The following is a 19,463-nucleotide window of genomic DNA, read 5'->3' on the forward strand; positions in this document are numbered from 1 at the left end:
GCGCGGTCAGGCTCGGATCAGGCGTCCGGCGCCAGGATCTCCGGCAGCACCGCACGGAAGGCGTCACTCACGAACTGGGCGGGGTGGATGTGCCCCTTCTTGCCCTTGGCGTTCGCCAGCTCGTCCGCCCAGCGGGCGGAGGCCTCGCGCTGGTTGGGCGTGCCGTGGTGGCCGTCGTTCTCGAAGCTGCAGTCGCCCACCTCGCCGAAGGACTCGATGAAGTCCACCACCCGCTGCTGGCGCAGGCGCTCGCCGCGGGGGTGGCTCAGGTAGTAGCCGGCCAGGGCGTCGGCCTCGAGCTCGGTCTCCCGCGTGGCCTCGGCGTCGCGAGCGTGGTCGTCGAAGAGGCCCAGCTCGTACTGCACGTGGTGGCCGTACTCGTGGGCCAGGATGCCGCGGGGGCCCACGTCACCCAGGCCGATGCCCTCCATGGCCTCGATGATGCCGTCACCCATGATGATCTTGTCGTCCAGGCCCAGCTGCTGGTCCTCCGGGGAGGGAGCGTCCGAGTAGGCGAAGGCGTTCAGGGTGAAGATCGGGTGGTTGCCACCCTCGAACTTGGGGTCGGCCAGGAACTCCTGCACCAGGTCGGCCATCTCCTGGGCCTCGGCCTCGGTGACGCCGTACATGGCGGTCAGGAAGGGCACCATGCGGGCGTCGTCCATGATCACGTCGCCGTGCATGGCACCCAGCTGGATGTCCTCACCCTGCGTGTCCCAGAACTTCTTCAGCGTGCGGAAGGTCTTGTTCATCTCGTGGGTGCGCTCGCCCTCGGCGCCGAAGTACTGCTCGCCGTCGGGCTGGAAGAGGAGGGCCTCGTACATGGGCCAGTCCAAGGCGCCGGTCAGCTGCAGGATCAGCAGGTCGAACATGTCCCAGTCGGCCAGCTGCTCGTCGATCCAGCCGTGGAAGTCCGTGGGCCCGCACTCGTACTGCGAGCCGTCGATGGCGCGCTGCAGGGTGGCGTCGCGGCCCTCGGTGTCCACGTGGAGACGCTTGGCCAGGGCGTCGGCCCGGGGCGTCTCGGCCGGCACCAGCTGCTGCAGGCGCTCCAGGATCTCCTGCTTGCGCTCCTCGGTGAGGCCGGCCTCGGCCGTCGCGGCGGTCGGCGCGGGGGCAGTGGTGTCGAGGGGCGCAGCCGTCACGGCCGTGCTCGTCATGCCCATGGCCAGGCTGAGACCGAGGGCGGTGGTCATCCACTTCGAGTGCATGGGGTGTGTGCCTTTCAGGGGGAGTGCCCACCCGTGCGTGGGCAGGTCCCCAGAAGGCATCACGAGCCTCCGACCGGCACAAGGGCCCAGCCGGGTGTCCATACGCAATCGTTATCTTGGGCCCTGCTTTGCCCTGCCTTGACCTGCAGCATGCAATGTGTCGCGAGGCCGCCCCGCCCGGGACCGACGGCACACGCCCAGTCACTACCCTCGCGGTGTGAGCCACGACCACGACCACCTGCCGGCCGACATCGCCGACCACCGCGGCCGGCTCGCGCTGGTGCTGGGTATCACCGTGACCGTGCTGGTGGTCGAGGTCGTCGGTGCCGTCGTCTCCGGCAGCCTCGCCCTGTGGGCCGATGCGGGGCACATGCTCACGGACGTGGCGGGGCTGACCATGGCGCTCGTGGCGGCCACGCTGGCCCGGCGTCCGGCAACGCCCCGCCGCACCTGGGGCTACCTGCGGGCCGAGGTGCTGGGCGCCGCCGCACAGGCCCTGCTGCTCCTGCTGGTGGGGGTGCTGCTGCTCGTGGAGAGCGTGCAGCGACTGGCCGCACCGCCCGAGGTGGCGACCACTCCCATGATCGTGTTCGGCGTCATCGGCCTGGCCGGCAACATGGTGGGGCTGCTGGTGCTGGCCGGGGCGCGGGGGGCGAACCTCAACCTGCGGGCGGCCTTCCTCGAGGTGGCCAACGACGCGCTCGGGTCGGTGGCGGTGCTCGTGGCCGCGTTCACGGTGGCCACCACCGGCTGGCAGCGGGCGGACGTCGTGGCGTCGCTGGTGATCGTCGCCCTCATCGTGCCGCGCACCATCGTGCTGCTGCGCCAGACCGTGCACGTCCTGCTGGAGTCGACGCCCACCGGACTCGACCTCGATGAGGTGCGCGCCCACATCGAGGCCCTCCCGCGCGTCCACGCGGTGCACGACCTGCACGCCACCCAGGTGGCCAGCGGGGTGCCGGTCATGACGGCGCACGTGGTTGCTGACGACGAGTGCTTCCTCGACGGTCACCTGCGCGACCTGCTCGACGACGTGCAGCGGTGCCTGCGCGAGGACTTCGAGATCACGCACTCCACGATCCAGTTCGAGCCGCTGGCCCACGCCGAACACGAGCCCGGCGCCCACCGGTGACAGTGGGTGCCGGGCTCGTGCGCTCCGGGCCGGGACTGGCTCAGGCCACCAGGGCGTCGATCTGGTTCATCGCACCCGTGGCGCCCTCGACAGCGCCCATGTCGACCACCTGCTGGAGCTCCTCGGCGCTGCCGTAGGTGGCCACGGCCACCAGTCGGCTGCCTCCTTCCGCCGGGCTGAAGGTGAACTCCTGGTCGGCGACCGGCATCCCCTCGGCCGGGGTGAAGTCGGGGTTGGCGAACCCCTCGTCGATGCGGATGCGCTGGTTCTCCTGGACCTCCTTGACGTCCCAGAAGCCGTGGTACCTCTCGCCGTCGGGGCCGGCCATGTAGTACGTGACCCGGCCGCCGGGGGTGAGGTCGTGGTCCACGACGGTGGCGGGGAACTCCGGCGGGCCCCAGATCTTCTCGAGCTGGCGCGGGTCGGCGTAGACCTGCCAGAGTCGCTCCACGGGGGCGGCGAACTCCGCCGTGATGGTGAGCGAGCAGTTCTCGGGGTCGGTGTGGGTGTCGATGACGGGCATGGTCAGCTCCTCTGCTGGTCCGTGGTCCCGGCGCGGCTGTCACCCGCCCGCACGCTCGAGCACGGCCACGTGCTTCTGCACGGCGGCGAAGCTCATGTCGTAGTGCTCGGCGAGCTCGGTCACGGAGTGCTCACCGGCCAGCACGCGCCGCAGGATGTCGCGACGGGTTCGGTCGGCGAGCGCGTGGAACAGGGCGTCTGCCCGGTCCTCCTCCGTGGTGTCCATGGAACCAACGTACAACCATGTGGTTGTACGTTGTCAAGGGCCGGCCCCACCCGGGTGCGCCGCGCGGGCTGCCCCACCCCGCCACGTCTCGGAAAGGACGGTGGGCGACCATGGGTCGATGACCACCCAGGCGACCGCTCCCGCATCGGCCACTCCCCCAAGGAGCTCCGGGCGCGCGCTGCCGATTGCGGTGCTCTCGCTGATGGGGGCGACGCTGTTCTGGGCGGGCAACTACGTGGTCGGGGCGGCCGCGGTGGAGACGATCGACCCGATCAGCCTGGTGTGGCTGCGCTGGGTGATCGCCGTGGTGCCGCTGCTGGCCCTGGCCCACTGGCTGGAGCGGCCGGACTGGCGTGCCCTGCTGCGCGCCTGGCCGTGGATCGTGGGGCTCAGCCTGCTGGGCATGCTCGCCTACACGTGGCTGCTGTACGTGGCGCTGGAGCACACCCCGCCGTTCAACGCCTCGCTCATCAATGCGTTCAACCCGGCCCTCATCGCGCTGATGGCGGTGCTCGTGCTGGGTGATCGCCTCACCGGGCGCAAGGTGCTGGGGGTGGCGGTGGCGCTGGTGGGGGTGCTCATCGTCATCAGCGATGGCGACCTTCCTGCCGTGCTGCAGACCGGGGTGGGCACCGGGGAGCTGTTCATGGTGGGCGCGGTGTGCGTGTGGACGGCGTACACCATCGCCGGGCGGATTGCGCCCAAGCTGCCGCCGGTCAGCTCCACCGCCCTGCAGGCCGTGGTGGCCGTGGTGCTGATGGCGCCGGTGACCCTGGCCGCGGGTGGTCCGACCATGCCGCCCACCTCCGGGGCGCTGTGGGCGCTGCTGTTCATTGCCGTCTTCCCCTCGGTGCTGGCCTACCTGCTGTGGAACCGGGCTCTGGAGGTCATTCCGGCCAGCAGTGCGGGGGTGTTCATGAACCTGGTGACCGTGTACGTGGCAGCGTTCACGCTGTTCACCGGGGGTGTGGTGAGCCTGCCGGAGGTGCTGGGTGGTGCGCTGGTGATTGCCGGTGTGGTGCTGACCAATGCGCAACGGCGGGCGCGACCCGGGGCGGCCACGACGCGACCGGCGTGACCGCATCGGGGCTCACTGGGGACATGAGCACCCTCGGAGACTTCACTGCCACCACGATCGACGGCCGCGAGCAGGACCTGTCCCAGTACGAGGGCCAGGTGGTGCTGGTGGTCAACACGGCCAGCGAGTGCGGCCTGACGCCCCAGTACGAGGGGCTGGAGGAGCTGCACCAGCAGTACGGCGACCAGGGGCTGGTGGTGCTGGGCTTCCCGTGCAACCAGTTCGGGGCGCAGGAGCCGGGGAGCGATGCCGAGGTGGCGTCGTTCTGCCAGAAGAACTACGGGGTGAGCTTCCCGATGTTCAGCAAGGTCGAGGTGAACGGCGAGGGGCAGCACCCGCTGTTCGCGTGGCTGAAGGAGGCCTCGGGCGACACCTCGGACATTGCGTGGAACTTCGGCAAGTTCCTGGTGGGGCGCGATGGGCGGACGGTGACCCGCATCGGCCCCCGCACCGAGCCGGGTGAGCTGACTGACCCCATCGATGAGGCGCTGGCGGCCTGATGACGGGGGGGCCGTCAGTGACTCAGCGGCCGGATCCAGTCCTGCACCAACACGTGGCCCTCGGGGAGGGTGGCCAGCCACGCATCCATCTCCGGAATCGGCCCAGTGCGCAGCACGTGGAGAGCGAGGGAGCCGCTGGGGCCCGGCCCGTGAATGGTTGCCAGGAGGTCCCAGGTGCGTTCATGGTCGTTGAGCACGGTGGCCACCTCCTCGAGCGGGATTTCGGTCTCGACACCATCCCGGCGCGGGAATGAGGCCGGACGCCACTGGACGTCCTCGAAGTCGGCGGGTTCCCACGAATCGACCTCGATGACGCGCGGACGCCACGGGCCCCGCACCGTCGCGAACCGAGGAACAGAGCCACGAGCATCCAGACCCACAAGCCGGACCCGCTCTGGCCCCTCCCCATCGGCGCCGCGGTCATCCCCCTGGCAGACCGGCATCGCCGAGACGTAGTTGCCGTCCACCACCAGCCGGGCGGCACATTCCACGCGCATCTCGTGGTGCGAGACCTGCCCCAGAACGCCCGTTGATGCCACGAGAAACCTCTCCTCTGCCCACGTCGATCACGGCGGCTGTGACGACACCGTCGGAGCCTACCGATGCCGGACGTCCGCACCGCGCTACACGGTGAACCCCCTCCCGGCTCGGCACATAGGCTCTCCCCATGCGTGGTGAATACAAGGTTCCGGGCGGCAAGCTGGTCGCCGTCGAGATCGAGACCCAGGGCGGCGAGGCGGAGGGCCGCATCAGCGAGGCGTTCGTCTCCGGCGACTTCTTCCTCGAGCCCGACGAGGCGCTGGAGGACATCAACGGCGCCCTCCTGGGCCTGCCGGTGGACAGCTCGGTGGACGACATCGCCACCGCCATCCGCCAGCGGCTGAGCGACGACGTCTCGATGATCGGCTTCTCCCCCGAGGCCGTGGGCATCGCCGTGCGCCGTGCCCTGGGCAAGGCCTCCAGCTGGGAGGACCACCACTTCGACCTCATCGGCCCGGTGAGCATGGACCCGCGCATGCACGTGGCGCTCGATGAGGTGCTCGCCCGCAAGGTGGCCCGTGGCGAGGCGGGCCCGAGCCTCCGTTTCTGGGAGTGGGACAGCCCGCTGGTGGTCATCGGCAGTTTCCAGTCGTACAAGAACGAGATCGATGAGGAGGGGCGCGCCAAGCACGACATCGACGTGGTCCGCCGCATCACCGGTGGTGGGGCCATGTTCATGGAGCCCGGCAACTGCATCACCTACTCGCTGGTGGTGCCGGAGTCGCTGGTGGAGGGCCTCAGCTTCGAGCGCGCCTATGCCTTCCTCGACGACTGGGTGATGGGCGCCCTGGCCGAGATCGGCATCAAGGCGCGGTACGTGCCGCTCAACGACATCGCGTCCGAGCAGGGCAAGATCGCCGGCGCCGCGCAGCGTCGCCTGGCCGGCGGCGTGGTGCTGCACCACGTGACGATGGCGTACGACATCGACGCCGACAAGATGCTGGAGGTGCTCCGCATCGGCAAGGAGAAGATGTCCGACAAGGGGACGAAGTCGGCCAACAAGCGGGTGGACCCCATGCGCACCCAGAGTGGTCTGCCGCGCGAGGAGATCATCGACGGCTTCATGCGTCACTTCGAGAGCCGCTACGCCACCACGCGCCGCGAGTACTCCGCCGAGGAGCTGGCTGCCGCGCAGGAGCTGGTGGACGGCAAGTTCAGCACCGAGGAGTGGACGCACCGCATCCCGTGACCCCATCGAGCCGATGAGGGTGGGCCGCCACCGCGACCGGGGAACCGGCGTGGTGGCGGCCTTTGTCGTGGTGCCCGAATTCCGCATCCTGATGCGGGTGAGCGCGCCGCCTGTGGACAACGAGACGAGGTTGTCGGTGGCCTCCTCTAGTCTTCATACATCAGTTCGCACCATGGGAAACACTGGTTCTGCAGCATCAAGGGGGTGGGGATGCGACTCGACAGCACCGAGACGCCGGGCGGGGCTTCCGGACGGGTGGCGACGGGGCCGCTGGGACCCGGCCCTCGCCAGCGCTGTGAGCGCCTGCTGGACCGCTGCCTGGATGCGGTGACCGACATCCGCGCCGCGGAGGTGCGGCTGCTCGATGCGGTGGTGGCCCTGCGGTCCGAGATCGACGGCCAGCTGTTCGATGATGGCGATGGTCCCGCATCGGGCCCCATCTCGCGGTGCCGGATGGCCGACACGGACTCGGCGACGGTGGACGAGCTCGCCACCGCATCGGGCATGTCGCGGATGTACACCTACGGGCTCGTCCGACTGGCCGGGGCGACCCCCGCGCGGCGCGGGCGAGGGCGTGAGGCGCTGGCGGCGGGCGAGGTGGAGCTGCGGCGGGTGATCGACTGGAACGAGGCGACCGAACACCTCACGGAGGACGACGCGCTGGCGGTGGGTGACTCGGTGTTCCGCCCGATGCGGGATGGCACCCCGCGGTCGGCGAGCGACTTCCGGCGCATGCTGACCAAGCGCGTGAAGCAGGTCGAGGCGAGGGACCGGGAGGCGCGCCGCAAGGGGGCCGAGGAGGCGCTGGCGGGCCGGGGCTCGTGGGCGTCGCCGGGCGAGGACGGAACCGGGTCGCTGACGGTCGTCGGCGAGGCGACACGGGTGGCCGCTGCATACAGCCGGTTGGATGCCGCGGCACGGCGGGCGAAGGCGGCTGGTGACCGCCGGACGCTGAGCCAGCTGCGCAGCGACCTGCACCTGGACCTGCTGCTGGTGGGCCAGCTGCCTGGAACGTCGCGGGTGAGCCAGGCCCCCGAGGCCACGGCCTGCCCGTCGACTACAGGGACAGCGCCTGTGCGCACGGGCTGCGGCACGGTGTCCGATGACTACCTCCCCTACCCCACCGTGGGAGACCCCGTCCTGCCGCCGGCTCACTGCACGGTGGTCGTCGGGCTGGACGTGTTGATGGAGGGCGCTCGCGACCTCCCACCGGGGACGAGCGACCCGCCCGATGAACCCCGGGGCAGTCCCCTGGGATGGATGCCCGGCTTCGGATACCTGGACCCGGACCACGTACGGCAGATCGCGGTGCGTGAGGGATCGGTGTGGCAACGACTGGTGGCCGACCCGATGTCCGGTCATGCCCTCAGCGTCTCGCCGTTCACCTACCGGCCCACTGCGAGCGTCGCCCGCTTCGTCAGGGCTCGCGACGGTGTGGCCAGGGACCCCGGTTCGGGCAGCTTCGGTGCCACCGAGGCGGAGCGGTGCGAGCTCGACCACATCGAGCCCTTCGAGGACGGTGGCACCACCACCGAGGACAACCTGCAGTCGCTCTCCCGCCGCGGTCACACTCGCAAGACGAAACGTCAGTGGGAGGTCTCGGGCGATGCCGGTGGCACCCTGACCTGGACCAGCCTGGCCGGCAAGGAGTACACCAGCGAACCCCTGGACTACCGGGACTTCTGAGCGCAGCACCCCGAGTACCGTCATCCCATGCACAGGATCTTCACCATGCCCGTCGCCGAGGTGTACCCGCACTACGTGACGAAGGTCGAGAAGAAGGGCCGCACGGTCGAGGAGCTGCACGAGGTCATCGAGTGGCTCACGGGTTTCGACGAGAAGACCCTGCACAAGCACCTGGAGGACCGGACGACCTTCGAGGACTTCTTTGCGGCGGCGACGCTCAACCCCAACGCGTCGTTGATCACCGGATCCGTCTGCGGCGTGAAGGTGCAGGAGGTGGAGGACCCGTTGATGCAGAAGATCCGCTACCTGGACAAGCTGGTCGACGAGATCGCCAAGGGTCGCCCGATGGAGAAGATCCTGCGTGCCTGAGGGGCAGCCACCGCCCCTCCGCACCTGAGCCACAGCCTGCGCCAGGGCCACTCCGGCCGTAGCCTCGATGCGGTGGACCCCCTGAGCTTCCCCCTGGCCGAGGCCCGCTCCCTGTTCGCGCAGCAGGCCGAGCAGTTCCTCGATGCGGTGAGCGCCCTGTCGGAGCTCGACCTCCTGGACCCCTCCCTCTGTCGCGGGTGGGCTCGGCTGGAGCTGGTGGAGCACGTCCGTGTGGGTCTGGACGAGATGGCGGCCGCTGCCGGGTGCACCACCACCGACACCCCTGACCGCGACGCCGCCAGCTACTGGGGGGATTTCGTGTCACCCGTTCAGGGCGCCTCTGGCGAGGGGGACGCCACGGACGATGCCGATGGCGCCTCCGGCTCGGAGGCGGACGACCCCGTCCCCGGCATCATGTGGCTCCGCCGCACGGCGTCGGCGAGTGCCCGCCCCTCTGGCACGGTCGAGCGGCTGCGGGAGGCGACCGCCCGCGCCATCACTGCTGTGGCCAGCCAGGCCGACCAGCCAGTCCCCTTCCAGGGGCACGTCCTGCCCGCCGGCGACTTCGTCGGGTCGTGGGTGGTGGAGCTGGCGATCCACCAGTGGGACCTGGACCTGTCCGCACAGGCCAGCGATCCGGCCGGCACCGCCGGCACCCAACCCCGCGCCCTTCCGGCCGCCCCGGTCGGTGCGAACTACGCCCGCCGGACGGTCGAGGCCATCGGTGGTGAGCTCCCCGCATCGATGCCGGACGAGGCCGCCGTCCTGGCCGCCCTCGGGCGTCGCCCATGGCCCGCGGAGCACCCCCACCCGGAGGGGTTCCCACTGAGTGTGTGACGGGTCAATCAGGCGCTAGGATCCAGCGACGCGATCCATCCGGGTATCGCCCTTCGCACCTGGAGCCCCCATGGCCCTGTTCTCCCCCACCTCCCGTCGCGCACAGCTCACCACGCGCACCCTGACCGGCCTGGCCGTGGTCGCCGCGACCCTCACGCCGGCCCACGCCACGACAGAGCCGGCCGCCGCACCGACGCCCCAGGCCGCCGTGAGCGCCACGAGCACCGAGCCCGCCACCGCACCCACGGCAGCCATGGCCTTCGGCGCCACCACGGCCACCACCGAGATCGCCGCTGCACCGTCGGCCTCTCTCCAGACCTCCGGCCGCACCTACCGCGCCCCGCTGCGCACGGCCATCAAGAGCCTGCGCGTGGCCAAGGAGAACAACGCCGGCTACTCGCGCGACCGCCAGTTCGGTCACTGGACCGACACCAACCGCGACTGCCAGAACACCCGCGCGGAGGTGCTGATCGCCGAGTCCAAGCGGGCCGTCACCTACACCTCCAAGCGCCGCTGCAAGGTGCTCCGCGGCCGCTGGGTGACCACCCTTGACAACCGCACCCAGACCAATGCCCTGCAGCTCGAGGTGGACCACCTGGTGCCCGTTGCCGAGGCCTGGGGATCCGGCGCCCGCCACTGGTCCAAGGCCAAGCGGGTGCGCTTCTACAACGACCTCGGGGACCCCCGCAGCCTCAACGCCCAGTCCCGTGCGGTGAACCAGGCCAAGCGCGCCTACGGCCCCGAGGCGTGGATGCCAAAGGTCAACCGCTGCAAGTACATCAACGACTGGGTGGCGGTGAAGATCCGCTGGAACCTCTCGGTGGACGCCCGCGAGCAGGCCGCCCTGACCCGCTACGGCAAGCAGTGCGCCAACGTCACCCTGCGCGTCACCAAGGCCTGAGGCATCCAGCCCCACCGGCTCACACCACGGCATCCAGCTGGCTGAGGGTCGACTCCCACCCCTGCCGGTAGCCCTCGGCTGGCTGGTCGTCCCCCCACGGCCCGGTGTGCCACACCGCCACCATGGTCCCCTCGCCCCGGCGCGCAAAGCGTAGGTCCACCGCCTCATCCCGGCTGTGCCCGTCCGCATCGGCCCACTCCCAGGTCATCGCCAGCCGCTCCCCCTCGTCGACGACGAGGTAGGTCCCGCTCAGGACGACGCCCGCCTCGGGCGCCTCGATGCGGTAGTGCCCACCCGGGCACACGTCGGCCTCGATGCTGACGTCCGGCCAGTGCGACCACCACCACCTGCGCAGTCCGCCGGCAGAGGCGAAGGCGGCCCACACCGCATCGAGGGGCGCGTCGAACGAGTGCTCCAGCGCGAGCGGGTGGGCACCCAACGTGCCCCAGGTGGCCACGGCGGCCTCCTCGGCGGCGGGGTCGACCTGCGGCTCCGCCACCCCCGCCAGGGACGCATCGAGCACCGCGAACATCGACTCCCAGCCGCCGCCGTAGCCGCCGGCGTGCTCGGGCTCGGCCAAGGCGTGGCGCACGGTGAGCTCCGCCCCCTCGGATACGGGAGAGATCCGCACGACGATGCGGCTGACGCGCTCCTGCTGCCAGCTCCAGGAGACCTCGAATCCGTCGGGCAGGCACGCCTCCACCCGGCCGACGGCCCGGTCGTCGAGCTCCTCGCTGAGCTGGACGGTGAAGCGGTCCCCGACGGCGGCGGGGTTGCCCTCGACCTTGCCGAACCACCGGGCCAGGCGGCCCGGGTCGGTGCACGCTTCCCGCAGCTCGGCCGACGTGACGGGGTAGGTGCGCCGGAAGGTGAGCTCCGGCCGGTCGGGTGACCCGATGAGGGCCCGGGTGAGCTGGGTGGTCATGACGCTTCCTCCTGCGAAGCCGCGGCCCGGCGGCCGCGGGCCAGTTCCGTGTCGAGTGCGTCGAGGCGCTGCGGCCACAGGCGCGAGTAGCGCTCCACCCAGGCAGCCACGTCATCGAGGGCACCGGGGGTCAGCGCGTAGATGCGGCGCGAGCCCTGCGGCTCCACCTGCACGACCCGGGCGTCCCGCAGGACGCGCAGGTGGTTGGAGACGGCCGGCTGGCTGATGCCGAACTCGCCGGTCACCACGTGGCCGATCTCGCCGGCCGCACGGGGTTCCTCGCTGACGACCTCGATGATGCGCCGGCGGACCGGGTCGGCAAGGAGCGCGAAGGAGTTCATGTCTCGATGATATCAGCGAACTCTGATATGTGACTGGGGCACACTGGCGCCGTGCCTGAACCCACCCCGCCCCACTCCCCGGACCCACCGGGCGCCACCAGCTCCCCCGCACACCGACGCATCCGGCTGGGCACCAGCGGTGAGCTCGCCCGCATCGAGACCGACCCCCTCGGCGGCGGGTACGAGCTCTACATCGGGGACGACGTGCAGTCCCACGTCGACCCGACCGACCCCACCGAGATCCGGTACGAGTACCTGCGGAGGATCGCCCACGTCATCGATGCGGTGACTCCTCCGGGTGCCCCGCTGGCGGTCCTGCACCTGGGCGCCGGCGCGCTGACGCTGCCGCGGTACGTGCAGGCGACGCGGCCGGGCTCGCCCCAGGTGGTGGTGGACATCGATGCGGAGCTGGTGGGCTTCGTGACCTCCGCCCTGCCGCTGGCCGAGGGGACCGACCTGCGCTCGGTGGTGGCCGACGCGCGCGAGGCCGTGGCGGACCTGGCCGACGAGCGCTTCGACGTGGTGGTGCTGGACGTGCCGAGCGACACCCCCGGCACCGAGCACCTGGCCGGGCCGGACTTCCACCTGGAGCTGTTGGACCTGCTCACCGAGCGCGGCGTGCTGCTGGTCAACGTGGGCGACGACGACGGGCTGGCCTTCCTGGCGGGGCAGATCGAGGCGCTCGGCGAGGCAGCCGACGCGGTGGGGCTCGACGGCTGCTGGGTCCTGGCTGACGCGGGAATGCTGGACCGGCTGGCGCTGGGCAACGCGGTGCTGGCGGTGGGGTCAGGCGTGGCGGGGATGCGGGAACGGTTGGCCGCTGCGGGGCCGCACCCAGCGGCCGTGCTGGAGCCGGCGGAGGCGGCGGCGCTGGCCGAGCGAGCGGGCTGAGGGGCGACGGGCTGCCCCCCTGACGGGCCCGGCGGGCAGCCTGTGGACAACCGCACGCACGGGTTCCGGCTCCGCTCCTAGTGTCGGCGACGCACCCGTCACCGACTGCGGCCCGCACGCTGCCGGCCGCGGAGACCTTGGAGCAACCATGACCCGCCAGCCCCTCACGCCCCGCCCTCGCGCCCGCACTGCGCTGCTGCGCTCGGCCGCGGTGGTGCTCGCTGCCAGTTCGCTGGCCGCCTGCTCCCCCGGGGACACCGCGGAACAGGCTGCCGGAGAGCAGGAGTCGAGCGTGACCAGCGCAGAGACGGGTTCGACGTCGGGCTCGGCGGAGTCGGCGTCGGACTCGACCTCCGCGACTCAGCCCGCGGACTCGGCCTCGACGGCGGACTCAGCGTCTTCGGAGAGCCCGACGGGGGACTCCACCTCGGGCGAGACCTCGCCTGCTGGGGATCCCACGGAGGGCGACTCGTCCACGGAGGGCGACGCTTCCGCATCGGAGGCCGAGGCCGACCCCCAGGAGGGTTCGGGCGATGAGCACACCGGGAGCGACTGGGTGCAGCGGCCGGCCACCCAGGAGGTGGAGGGCCCCGCAGCAGAGGCCGACTTCGCTGCCGGACTCAAGGCCTACAACACCCTGGAGGAGATGACGCTGGGCAAGGAGGTCAGGAAGCTGCCGCGGACGGCGACCCAGGTGGCGACCGAGGACGTCATCGAGGAGAAGAACGAGCGTCTCTCCTCGCGGGGCGCTGACTACCTCGAGGGAGGCGAGGACGCGGTGATCCTGGAGGGCGCCTACCGCAGCGAGGGCTTCGTCCAGTTCGACGTCTGCACCCGCCAGGGGATGACCTACCACCACCCGGACAACGACGGTCCGGTGGAGGATCACTCGATGGTCGAGACCGTGTCAGCACAGCGCATCGACGGCCGGTGGAAGGTCACGGACATCAACGACCACCGCCTCCCGGAGACCTGCCCCCTACCCGGCCAGGACGCATGGGAGGAACCGGGTCTGAAGCAGAACCCGGACACCGCCGCCGAGTACGAGAAAATCGCGAAGACCTTTGACGCACTGGTCGATTCGAACATGGCTCCGGGAGCCACCACCCTCTCGCCCGAGGACGCTGCGCTGCTGACCGACGAGATCGCCGAGGCCTTCAACAAGGGCGCTGCGAAGCCGGCGGGACCCCAGGGCGAACTGGTCGGCACCGGCTCGGCCCAGCTGCTCCGGGGCGTGCTGCTCCGTGACTACGAGATGCCCGAGCGGCAGGACCACGCCGCCATCGACGTCTGTTGGACCGGGGACTACCACCGCGAGCTGCCGGACGGCTCGCAGGGTGAGGACCCGGAGAACCCGCTGACGCAGGGCAAGGGCCTGGTGGCGCACATCTTCGCCGTCCGGAACCAGGGCGAGGACTGGAAGATCGCCAGCTGGCGCGGGATGGAGGAGAACGTCTGCTGACCGGCGCGCCGGGACACAAGAGGCCTCGCCCCCGTTGATGGGGGGCGAGGCCTCTTGCTGTGGGGCTCAGAAGCCCTGGGCCATGTCCTTGAACCGGCTGAAGTGACCCTGGAAGGCCACGGTGATGGTGTCGGTCGGACCGTTTCGGTGCTTGGCAACAATGAAGTCCGCCTCACCCGCTCGGGGTGATTCCTTCTCGTAGGCCTCCTCACGGTGCAGCAGGATCACCATGTCGGCATCCTGCTCGATGCTGTTGTGCACCGCGACGCCGTTGGCCACGAAGTTGTGCGCCCCGGCGACCGTCGCATCGAACACCGGCTCCACACCCTCCAGCTCGATGTCACGGACCTCGTCCCAGAACACGTCGTTCGTGGCCAGCAGGTCCAGCTCGGCCGAGTCCAGGATCCCCGCCACCTTCGCCAGGCGCTCCCGCGACGGGGCAGACTTGTACAGGGCACTACCGCAGAACTGGGTGCCCAGCTCCCGCTGGAACTGCCGAGTGGTCATGCCCTGCGCAGCCATGGCCTCGCGCACGTCGCCCCACACCTCCTTGGGCACCGTGTCCACGTTGGTGTTCGCGGTCAGCTCGCGCACGATCCCCAGCAGGCGCTCGGCAGCCTCACCACGCTCACCGTGGACCCCGATCTCCTGCAGGAACCGGCGCTGGCTGTTGCTGCCCGAGACGTCCAGCGTGTACCCCGGTCGGTAGTCGCCCTTCGTCACCGACCCGACCCGGCTCGAGATGCCGAAGCGCAACAACAGGCGCGACACGTCATCGATCAGTTCACGGGAGGTCGATGCGTAGTAGATGCGCCCACCCTTCCCGCTCTTGTTCACCGTGACCGACCCGTCCGTCGCCCACAGGTGACGCAGGAACAGGGCGATCTGCGCCTTGGGCAGCGAGAACACCGCCTCCGGGACGAACTTCTCGTGGCTCCGCGCCCCGAACAGCCCCAGCTCGTCCAGCCAGGCCGCGATGGGGTTGCGGCGCCCCCGCGCCAGCCGATGGGGTGAGCGCAGCCGCAGCGTCGTGCACCGCGCCGCCTCGTAGTCGTCACGCACAGCCGTGACCCCGAAGTGCTCCGCCGCCTCGGTCACCGCGGCCAGGTTCGCCTCATCGATGCTGGCGTAGCGGATCGGCTGCCGCTTCACGAACGACCCGTCCCCGATGAGGTGGGCCAGCAGCACCACCTCCGCGTCGTCCCACTCGGTCAGGTCGTGCGGCGCCGGCACGTGGCGTGGCACAGCGATCCGCTGCCCCTCCCGGAGGTCCTCCAGCGCAGTCCACCCGTCATAGGTGCGGAAGGGGTGGTTGGCCGTGGCGCGCACCGTCTTGCCCGAGGTCGTCGTCAACCGGAACACCGGCTTGGTGCCGGTTTGGAACACGTGGGTCAGGTGCCGCCGCACGTACCGCATCGAGTCGTCCAGGGCCCACACGGGCACGTCGGTGGCACCCGTCGCGAACAGCGCACCCAGGCTCACCTCCGCACCGGTGTCCGCCCGGAGCACCCGGGTGTCGGCCGGCAGGCAGCCCGACTCACGCAGGTCGCTCATCTGAGGTTTCTTGTCCGTCCGCTGCTCCGGTCCACGGTTCAGCTGCGAGATGGCGATCACCGGCACCTCGAGCTCCTTGGCCAGGAGCTTCAGCGCACGCGAGAACTCCGAGACCTCCTGCTGACGGCTCTCCACCTTCTTGCCCGAGGTCATCAGCTGCAGGTAGTCGATCACCACCAGGCGCAGGTTGTGCTGCTGCTTGAGCCGCCGTGCCTTGGCGCGGATCTCCATCAGCGACAGGTTCGGGCTGTCGTCGATGAACAGCGGCGCCACACTGAGCCGCCCCTGGGTCTCGGCGATCTTCGCCCAGTCGTGCTCGTCCACCTCACCCTTGCGCAGCTTCTGCAGCTGGATGGACGCCTCCGCCGAGAGCATGCGCATCACGATCTCGGTCTTGCTCATCTCCAACGAGAAGATGGCCGAGGTGAGCCCGTGCTGGATGCTCGCCGACCGGCAGATGTCCAGCCCCATGGTGCTCTTTCCCATGGCCGGACGAGCCGCCACCACGATCATCTGCCCCCCGTGCAGACCGTTGGTCAGCGCATCCAGGTCCGCAAAGCCGGTGGGCACACCGATCATCTCGCCCGCGGATCCCGAGGCGTGCTCGATCTCGTCGACCGTGGCATCGAAGATCTCCCCGATGACCTGGTAGTCCTCCGCACCCCGCTTGTCCGAGACCGCATAGACCTCGGCCTGCGCAGCGTTGACGACGTCCTCGACCTCACCCCCACCCTGGCCGTACCCCATCTGCACGATGCGGGTTCCCGCCTCCACGAGGCGGCGCAGGATGGCCCGCTCCGCCACGATCTCGGCGTAGTAGCCAGCGTTCGCCGCCGTCGGCACCGCCTGCATCAGCTGGTGCAGGTACGCCTGCCCACCCGCCCGCTGCAGGTTGCCCCGCTTGGTCAGCTCGTCGGCCACCGTGATGGCATCCGCCGGCTCCCCCCGCCCGAACAGGTCCAGGATGGCGTCGTGGATGAGCTCGTGCGCCGGGCGGTAGTAGTCCACCCCGCGCACCAGCTCCAGGACGTCCGCGATGGCGTCCTTGCTCAGCAGCATCCCGCCCAGGACGGAGCGCTCGGCATCCACGTCCTGCGGCGGCATGCGGTCCATGCCCGGCCCGTCGTCCGGCGGCGGCTCGTACTCGTGATCGCTCACTGACCATCTCCCTCGTCGGCACCCAGGCGGACCCCCATCCTGCGGGCGCGCACACAAGGTAAGCCCCACCACCGACAGCCACAAGATCGCCTGTGGACAAACCTGTGGGTTCACCTGTGGACGGATGATGTGCGTCTCCCCACAGGCTGTGGATGACCCTGTGGGGGAAGGCGTGGAGGGCCCTGGGTCACGGTGGCGTAATCCGCACTGTGGGGGGCAGTCCGGGCATCCACGGACTGTGCACGAAAACTCGTGGCCCCTCAGCCGGCGTCCCCTGTTGAAGGTGCAGGTGCCCTGCACCAGACTGGGCGCCTGGCCCCGAGACGCGGGGCCGTCGAGAAGGAGGAACCATGACGGACGCCCCGAAGAACGACGAATTCGACCCGACTCTGGCCGCCGGCGACGGCGGTGCGGATGGTGCCGCCGGTGACGGTGCGGCAGGCGACGGCGGCGCGGACGGTGCCGCTGGCGACGGTGGCGCGGACGGCGCGGCTGGCGACGGTGGCGCAGACGGCGCTGCCGGTGATGGTGCCGCTGGCGACGGCGGCGCAGATGGCGCGGCAGGCGACGGTGGTGCCGACGGTGGCGCCGGCGACGCAGGTGCCGACGGCGGTGCCGACTCCGGCGCCCACGGCCCGGCCGACGGCGCCGCGGTCTGAGTGACCACCCCACCCACCGGGGACTCCCCGGCATCCCAGGACCGCCCGGCGCTCGGCCGCCTGCTCGCAGCAGACCCGGCCGACTTCGCCGAGCGGTCCTGGGGCACCACCCCCACGCACGTCCCGCACACCTCCCGCGGTGACGACACCTTCACCGACCTCTTCTCCCTCGATGCGGTGGACGAGCTCCTCACGCACCGCGGCCTGCGCACCCCCTTCCTGCGCATGGCCAAGGAGGGAAACACCCTGCCCGCCAGCCGCTTCACCCGCAGCGGCGGCACCGGCGCAGGCGCCAGCGACCAGGTGGACGAGGACCGCGTGCGCTCCCTCTTCGCCGACGGCGCCACCATCGTGCTGCAGGGTCTCCACCGCACCTGGCCGCCCATCGCCCAGTTCGCCCGCGAGCTCGAGGCCGACCTCGGCCACCCAGTTCAGGTGAATGCCTACATCACGCCGCCACAGAATCAGGGCTTCTCCGCTCACTACGACGTGCACGACGTCTTCGTGCTCCAGGTCCACGGCACCAAGCACTGGACCCTCCACGAGCCCGTCGTCGCCCACCCGCTGCGCGACCAGCCGTGGGACACCGCCCGCGACGCGGTGGCGCGCCGCGCGGAGCAGGACGCTCCCTTCATCGATGCCCAGGTGGAGCCGGGCGACGTGCTGTACCTGCCGCGCGGCACCATCCACGCCGCCAAGGCGCTGGGTGGCATCAGCGCCCACCTGACGATCGGCGTGCACAGCTGGACCCCCGACCACGTGGCCGACGCCGCGCTCGATGCGGTGCGCTCCCGCCTGCGCGACGACGCCCGGGTGCGCGCGAACCTGCCGCTCGGCGCCCGCCCCGACGACCCGCAGGTGGTGTCGACCACGCTGGATGAACTGCGCACCGCCCTGCACGAGGCGGTCGACGCCCTCGATGCGGAGCAGCTCGCCCGCTCGTTCCGCACCCCCGTGCGCGCCGCCCGCCGCCCCGACCCGGCCCCGCCGCTGGCCCAGCTGGCCGCCGCCGAGGGGCTCGATGCGGACAGCGTGGTTGCGCTGCGCGGTGGCCTCGAGATGGGGGACGACCCGGCGCGCCCCGAACGGCTGCACACCCGGCTGGGCTGGTTCGACCTCGACGACGACGCCCGCGCCGTGGTGGACGCGCTGCAGGAGGGTGCGCGGTCGGGCGTGGCGACGGGCACACAGGTGGGTGACGCCCCCGCCGGACGGGTCCGCGTCAGCGACCTGCCGGCCGACCTGCCCGTGGTGCAGGACCTGGTGCGCCGGGGTGTGGTGGTGGTCGCCCCGTGACCGCCGCAACCGATCCCGTGGACCCCACCGGCCGGACCGCCCCCGCTGCCTCCCGCTGCTCGGATGCCGCCCGGGAACGCGGCGACACGATGGTGGGCACCGCCCCACCCGCCCGCCGCTGGTTCCTGGTGGAGCAGAACGGCGACTGGGGCCGCAACGCCTGGGAGGGACTGGACTGCTACGACCAGGCCAAGGAGGAGCTGCGCACCCGGCTGGAGGCCGCCGGCGCCCGGCTGATGCTGATCCGCCGCCCCGGTGCCCGCCCCGAACCGGGGCACCCGTCCCGGCGCTTCTGCCTGGTGGACACCGACCAGCCGTTCCCGATGCTGTGGGGCACCGCCCGCAGCGACGGGGACCTGGTGTGCGCGGCTGAGTCGTTCCGCGACTGGCCCGCGGGCGCTGGCACCGGGGTGAGCGCTGGCACCGACGCGGGCGCTGGCACCGGGGCGAGCGCGGCACCTGACGGTGCTCCCGGCATCGTCATGGTCTGCACGCACGGCCTGAAGGACGTGTGCTGCGCCGTCCGCGGCCGACCGGTGGCCGCCGCCCTGGCCGCCGAGTGGCCCGACGCCGTCTGGGAGTGCACCCACACCGGCGGCGACCGGTTCGCCGCCAACGTGGTGCTGCTGCCCGACGGCGCCATCTACGGCGGCACCGACCCCGAGACCGCCGTAGCCGACCTGCGCGCCCACCTGGCCGGCACCGTGGACCCCACCCGCCTGCGCGGTCGGTGCGGCCTCACCCCGCCAGCACAGGCGTCCGTGGCCGCCGCCCTGCGCGAGCTCGGTCCGATGCGGTGGGGCGACGTGGCCGTGTTCCGCCAGTCGGGCACCGAGGAGGGCTGGCAGGTGGAGCTCACGGTGCGCGGCGAGACCGTGCAGGCCACCGGCCGCACCGTGACCACCGAGCCACACCGGCTCACCTGTCGGGCGGCCGGTCCGGCCCCGATGCGCCTGCCGGTGGTGGAGTCGCTGCGGGCCGGCTGA

At 71.1% G+C, this 19,463-nt stretch carries 19 protein-coding genes and 1 pseudogene; 13 read left to right on the forward strand and 7 right to left on the reverse strand.

What is annotated here, in order from left to right; all coding sequences use genetic code 11:
- Window positions 1-17: 17 nt before the first annotated feature.
- Window positions 18-1,196, reverse strand: a complete 1,179-nt coding sequence (locus ACEY2A_RS08305; protein WP_374928135.1) for a hypothetical protein — start codon at window positions 1,194-1,196, stop codon at window positions 18-20.
- 232 nt (window positions 1,197-1,428) lie between these two features.
- On the opposite strand from ACEY2A_RS08305, the gene ACEY2A_RS08310 reads away from it, so the two are divergent.
- Window positions 1,429-2,343 carry a cation diffusion facilitator family transporter gene (locus ACEY2A_RS08310; RefSeq protein ID WP_374928136.1) on the forward strand — a complete coding sequence of 305 codons (915 nt, stop codon included), beginning with the start codon at window positions 1,429-1,431 and terminating at the stop codon, window positions 2,341-2,343.
- Between the two features lie 40 nt (window positions 2,344-2,383).
- Here ACEY2A_RS08310 and ACEY2A_RS08315 read toward each other — a convergent pair whose 3' ends face one another.
- A complete protein-coding gene (locus ACEY2A_RS08315) occupies window positions 2,384-2,866 on the reverse strand; it encodes an SRPBCC domain-containing protein (RefSeq protein ID WP_374928137.1) in 483 nt (160 codons plus the stop codon).
- 45 nt (window positions 2,867-2,911) lie between these two features.
- Window positions 2,912-3,091, reverse strand: a pseudogene (locus tag ACEY2A_RS08320) (ArsR/SmtB family transcription factor); the annotation flags it as partial.
- A 118-nt stretch (window positions 3,092-3,209) separates the two neighbouring features.
- Here ACEY2A_RS08320 and ACEY2A_RS08325 point away from each other — a divergent pair.
- Together ACEY2A_RS08325 and ACEY2A_RS08330 are read left to right on the forward strand one after the other, a co-directional pair.
- Window positions 3,210-4,169 carry a DMT family transporter gene (locus ACEY2A_RS08325; protein ID WP_374928138.1) on the forward strand — a complete coding sequence of 320 codons (960 nt, stop codon included), beginning with the start codon at window positions 3,210-3,212 and terminating at the stop codon, window positions 4,167-4,169.
- A gap of 23 nt (window positions 4,170-4,192) precedes the next feature.
- Window positions 4,193-4,669, forward strand: coding sequence for a glutathione peroxidase (locus ACEY2A_RS08330; RefSeq protein ID WP_374928139.1), 477 nt, complete (start codon window positions 4,193-4,195; stop codon window positions 4,667-4,669).
- A 14-nt stretch (window positions 4,670-4,683) separates the two neighbouring features.
- On the opposite strand, the gene ACEY2A_RS08335 is transcribed toward ACEY2A_RS08330, so the two are convergent.
- The gene (locus tag ACEY2A_RS08335; RefSeq protein ID WP_374928140.1) at window positions 4,684-5,160 is read right to left on the reverse strand and encodes a hypothetical protein; all 477 of its coding nucleotides are present in this window, start codon (window positions 5,158-5,160) and stop codon (window positions 4,684-4,686) included.
- Between the two features lie 176 nt (window positions 5,161-5,336).
- Here ACEY2A_RS08335 and ACEY2A_RS08340 point away from each other — a divergent pair, with 176 nt between their 5' ends.
- The 5 genes from ACEY2A_RS08340 (at window position 5,337) to ACEY2A_RS08360 (ending at window position 10,191) form a co-directional block, all read left to right on the forward strand.
- Window positions 5,337-6,398: a biotin/lipoate A/B protein ligase family protein gene (locus ACEY2A_RS08340; RefSeq protein ID WP_374928141.1), complete on the forward strand. Its 1,062-nt coding sequence runs from the start codon at window positions 5,337-5,339 to the stop codon at window positions 6,396-6,398.
- 210 nt (window positions 6,399-6,608) lie between these two features.
- Window positions 6,609-8,084: an HNH endonuclease signature motif containing protein gene (locus ACEY2A_RS08345; protein ID WP_374928142.1), complete on the forward strand. Its 1,476-nt coding sequence runs from the start codon at window positions 6,609-6,611 to the stop codon at window positions 8,082-8,084.
- Between the two features lie 27 nt (window positions 8,085-8,111).
- A complete protein-coding gene (locus ACEY2A_RS08350; protein WP_374928143.1) occupies window positions 8,112-8,453 on the forward strand; it encodes a DUF2200 domain-containing protein in 342 nt (113 codons plus the stop codon).
- Between the two features lie 72 nt (window positions 8,454-8,525).
- Complete coding sequence (locus ACEY2A_RS08355) at window positions 8,526-9,290, forward strand: maleylpyruvate isomerase N-terminal domain-containing protein (protein ID WP_374928144.1); 765 nt, start codon at window positions 8,526-8,528, stop codon at window positions 9,288-9,290.
- 70 nt (window positions 9,291-9,360) lie between these two features.
- Window positions 9,361-10,191 carry an HNH endonuclease family protein gene (locus ACEY2A_RS08360; protein ID WP_374928145.1) on the forward strand — a complete coding sequence of 277 codons (831 nt, stop codon included), beginning with the start codon at window positions 9,361-9,363 and terminating at the stop codon, window positions 10,189-10,191.
- Window positions 10,192-10,210: 19 nt separating this feature from the next.
- On the opposite strand, the gene ACEY2A_RS08365 is transcribed toward ACEY2A_RS08360, so the two are convergent.
- Together ACEY2A_RS08365 and ACEY2A_RS08370 are read right to left on the reverse strand one after the other, a co-directional pair.
- Window positions 10,211-11,116, reverse strand: a complete 906-nt coding sequence (locus tag ACEY2A_RS08365) for an SRPBCC family protein (protein ID WP_374928146.1) — start codon at window positions 11,114-11,116, stop codon at window positions 10,211-10,213.
- Complete coding sequence (locus tag ACEY2A_RS08370; RefSeq protein WP_374928147.1) at window positions 11,113-11,457, reverse strand: ArsR/SmtB family transcription factor; 345 nt, start codon at window positions 11,455-11,457, stop codon at window positions 11,113-11,115. Before ACEY2A_RS08370 ends, ACEY2A_RS08365 begins: the two co-directional genes overlap by 4 nt.
- Before the next feature lie 51 nt (window positions 11,458-11,508).
- On the opposite strand from ACEY2A_RS08370, the gene ACEY2A_RS08375 reads away from it, so the two are divergent.
- On the forward strand, window positions 11,509-12,348 hold the full coding sequence (locus ACEY2A_RS08375; RefSeq protein WP_374928148.1) for a spermidine synthase: 840 nt from the start codon (window positions 11,509-11,511) through the stop codon (window positions 12,346-12,348).
- 148 nt (window positions 12,349-12,496) lie between these two features.
- Window positions 12,497-13,810: a hypothetical protein gene (locus ACEY2A_RS08380; protein WP_374928149.1), complete on the forward strand. Its 1,314-nt coding sequence runs from the start codon at window positions 12,497-12,499 to the stop codon at window positions 13,808-13,810.
- Window positions 13,811-13,876: 66 nt separating this feature from the next.
- Here the strand turns inward: ACEY2A_RS08380 and ACEY2A_RS08385 are convergent, their stop codons facing one another.
- The gene (locus ACEY2A_RS08385) at window positions 13,877-16,477 is read right to left on the reverse strand and encodes a replicative DNA helicase (RefSeq protein WP_374929986.1); all 2,601 of its coding nucleotides are present in this window, start codon (window positions 16,475-16,477) and stop codon (window positions 13,877-13,879) included.
- 395 nt (window positions 16,478-16,872) lie between these two features.
- On the opposite strand from ACEY2A_RS08385, the gene ACEY2A_RS08390 reads away from it, so the two are divergent.
- Genes ACEY2A_RS08390 through ACEY2A_RS08400 form a run of 3 tightly spaced genes read left to right on the forward strand, consistent with a single transcriptional unit; the run spans window position 16,873 to window position 19,463 of the window.
- Window positions 16,873-17,181 carry a BatC protein gene (locus ACEY2A_RS08390; protein ID WP_374928150.1) on the forward strand — a complete coding sequence of 103 codons (309 nt, stop codon included), beginning with the start codon at window positions 16,873-16,875 and terminating at the stop codon, window positions 17,179-17,181.
- A complete protein-coding gene (locus tag ACEY2A_RS08395; protein ID WP_374928151.1) occupies window positions 17,182-18,477 on the forward strand; it encodes a cupin domain-containing protein in 1,296 nt (431 codons plus the stop codon).
- Entirely contained in the window at window positions 18,474-19,463 is a 990-nt protein-coding gene (locus ACEY2A_RS08400) for a sucrase ferredoxin (protein ID WP_374928152.1), read from the forward strand. The genes ACEY2A_RS08395 and ACEY2A_RS08400 overlap by 4 nt, the downstream gene beginning before the upstream one ends.

Source organism: Kytococcus sedentarius (assembly GCF_041937525.1).
Taxonomy (GTDB): Bacteria; Actinomycetota; Actinomycetes; order Actinomycetales; family Dermatophilaceae; genus Kytococcus; species Kytococcus sedentarius_A.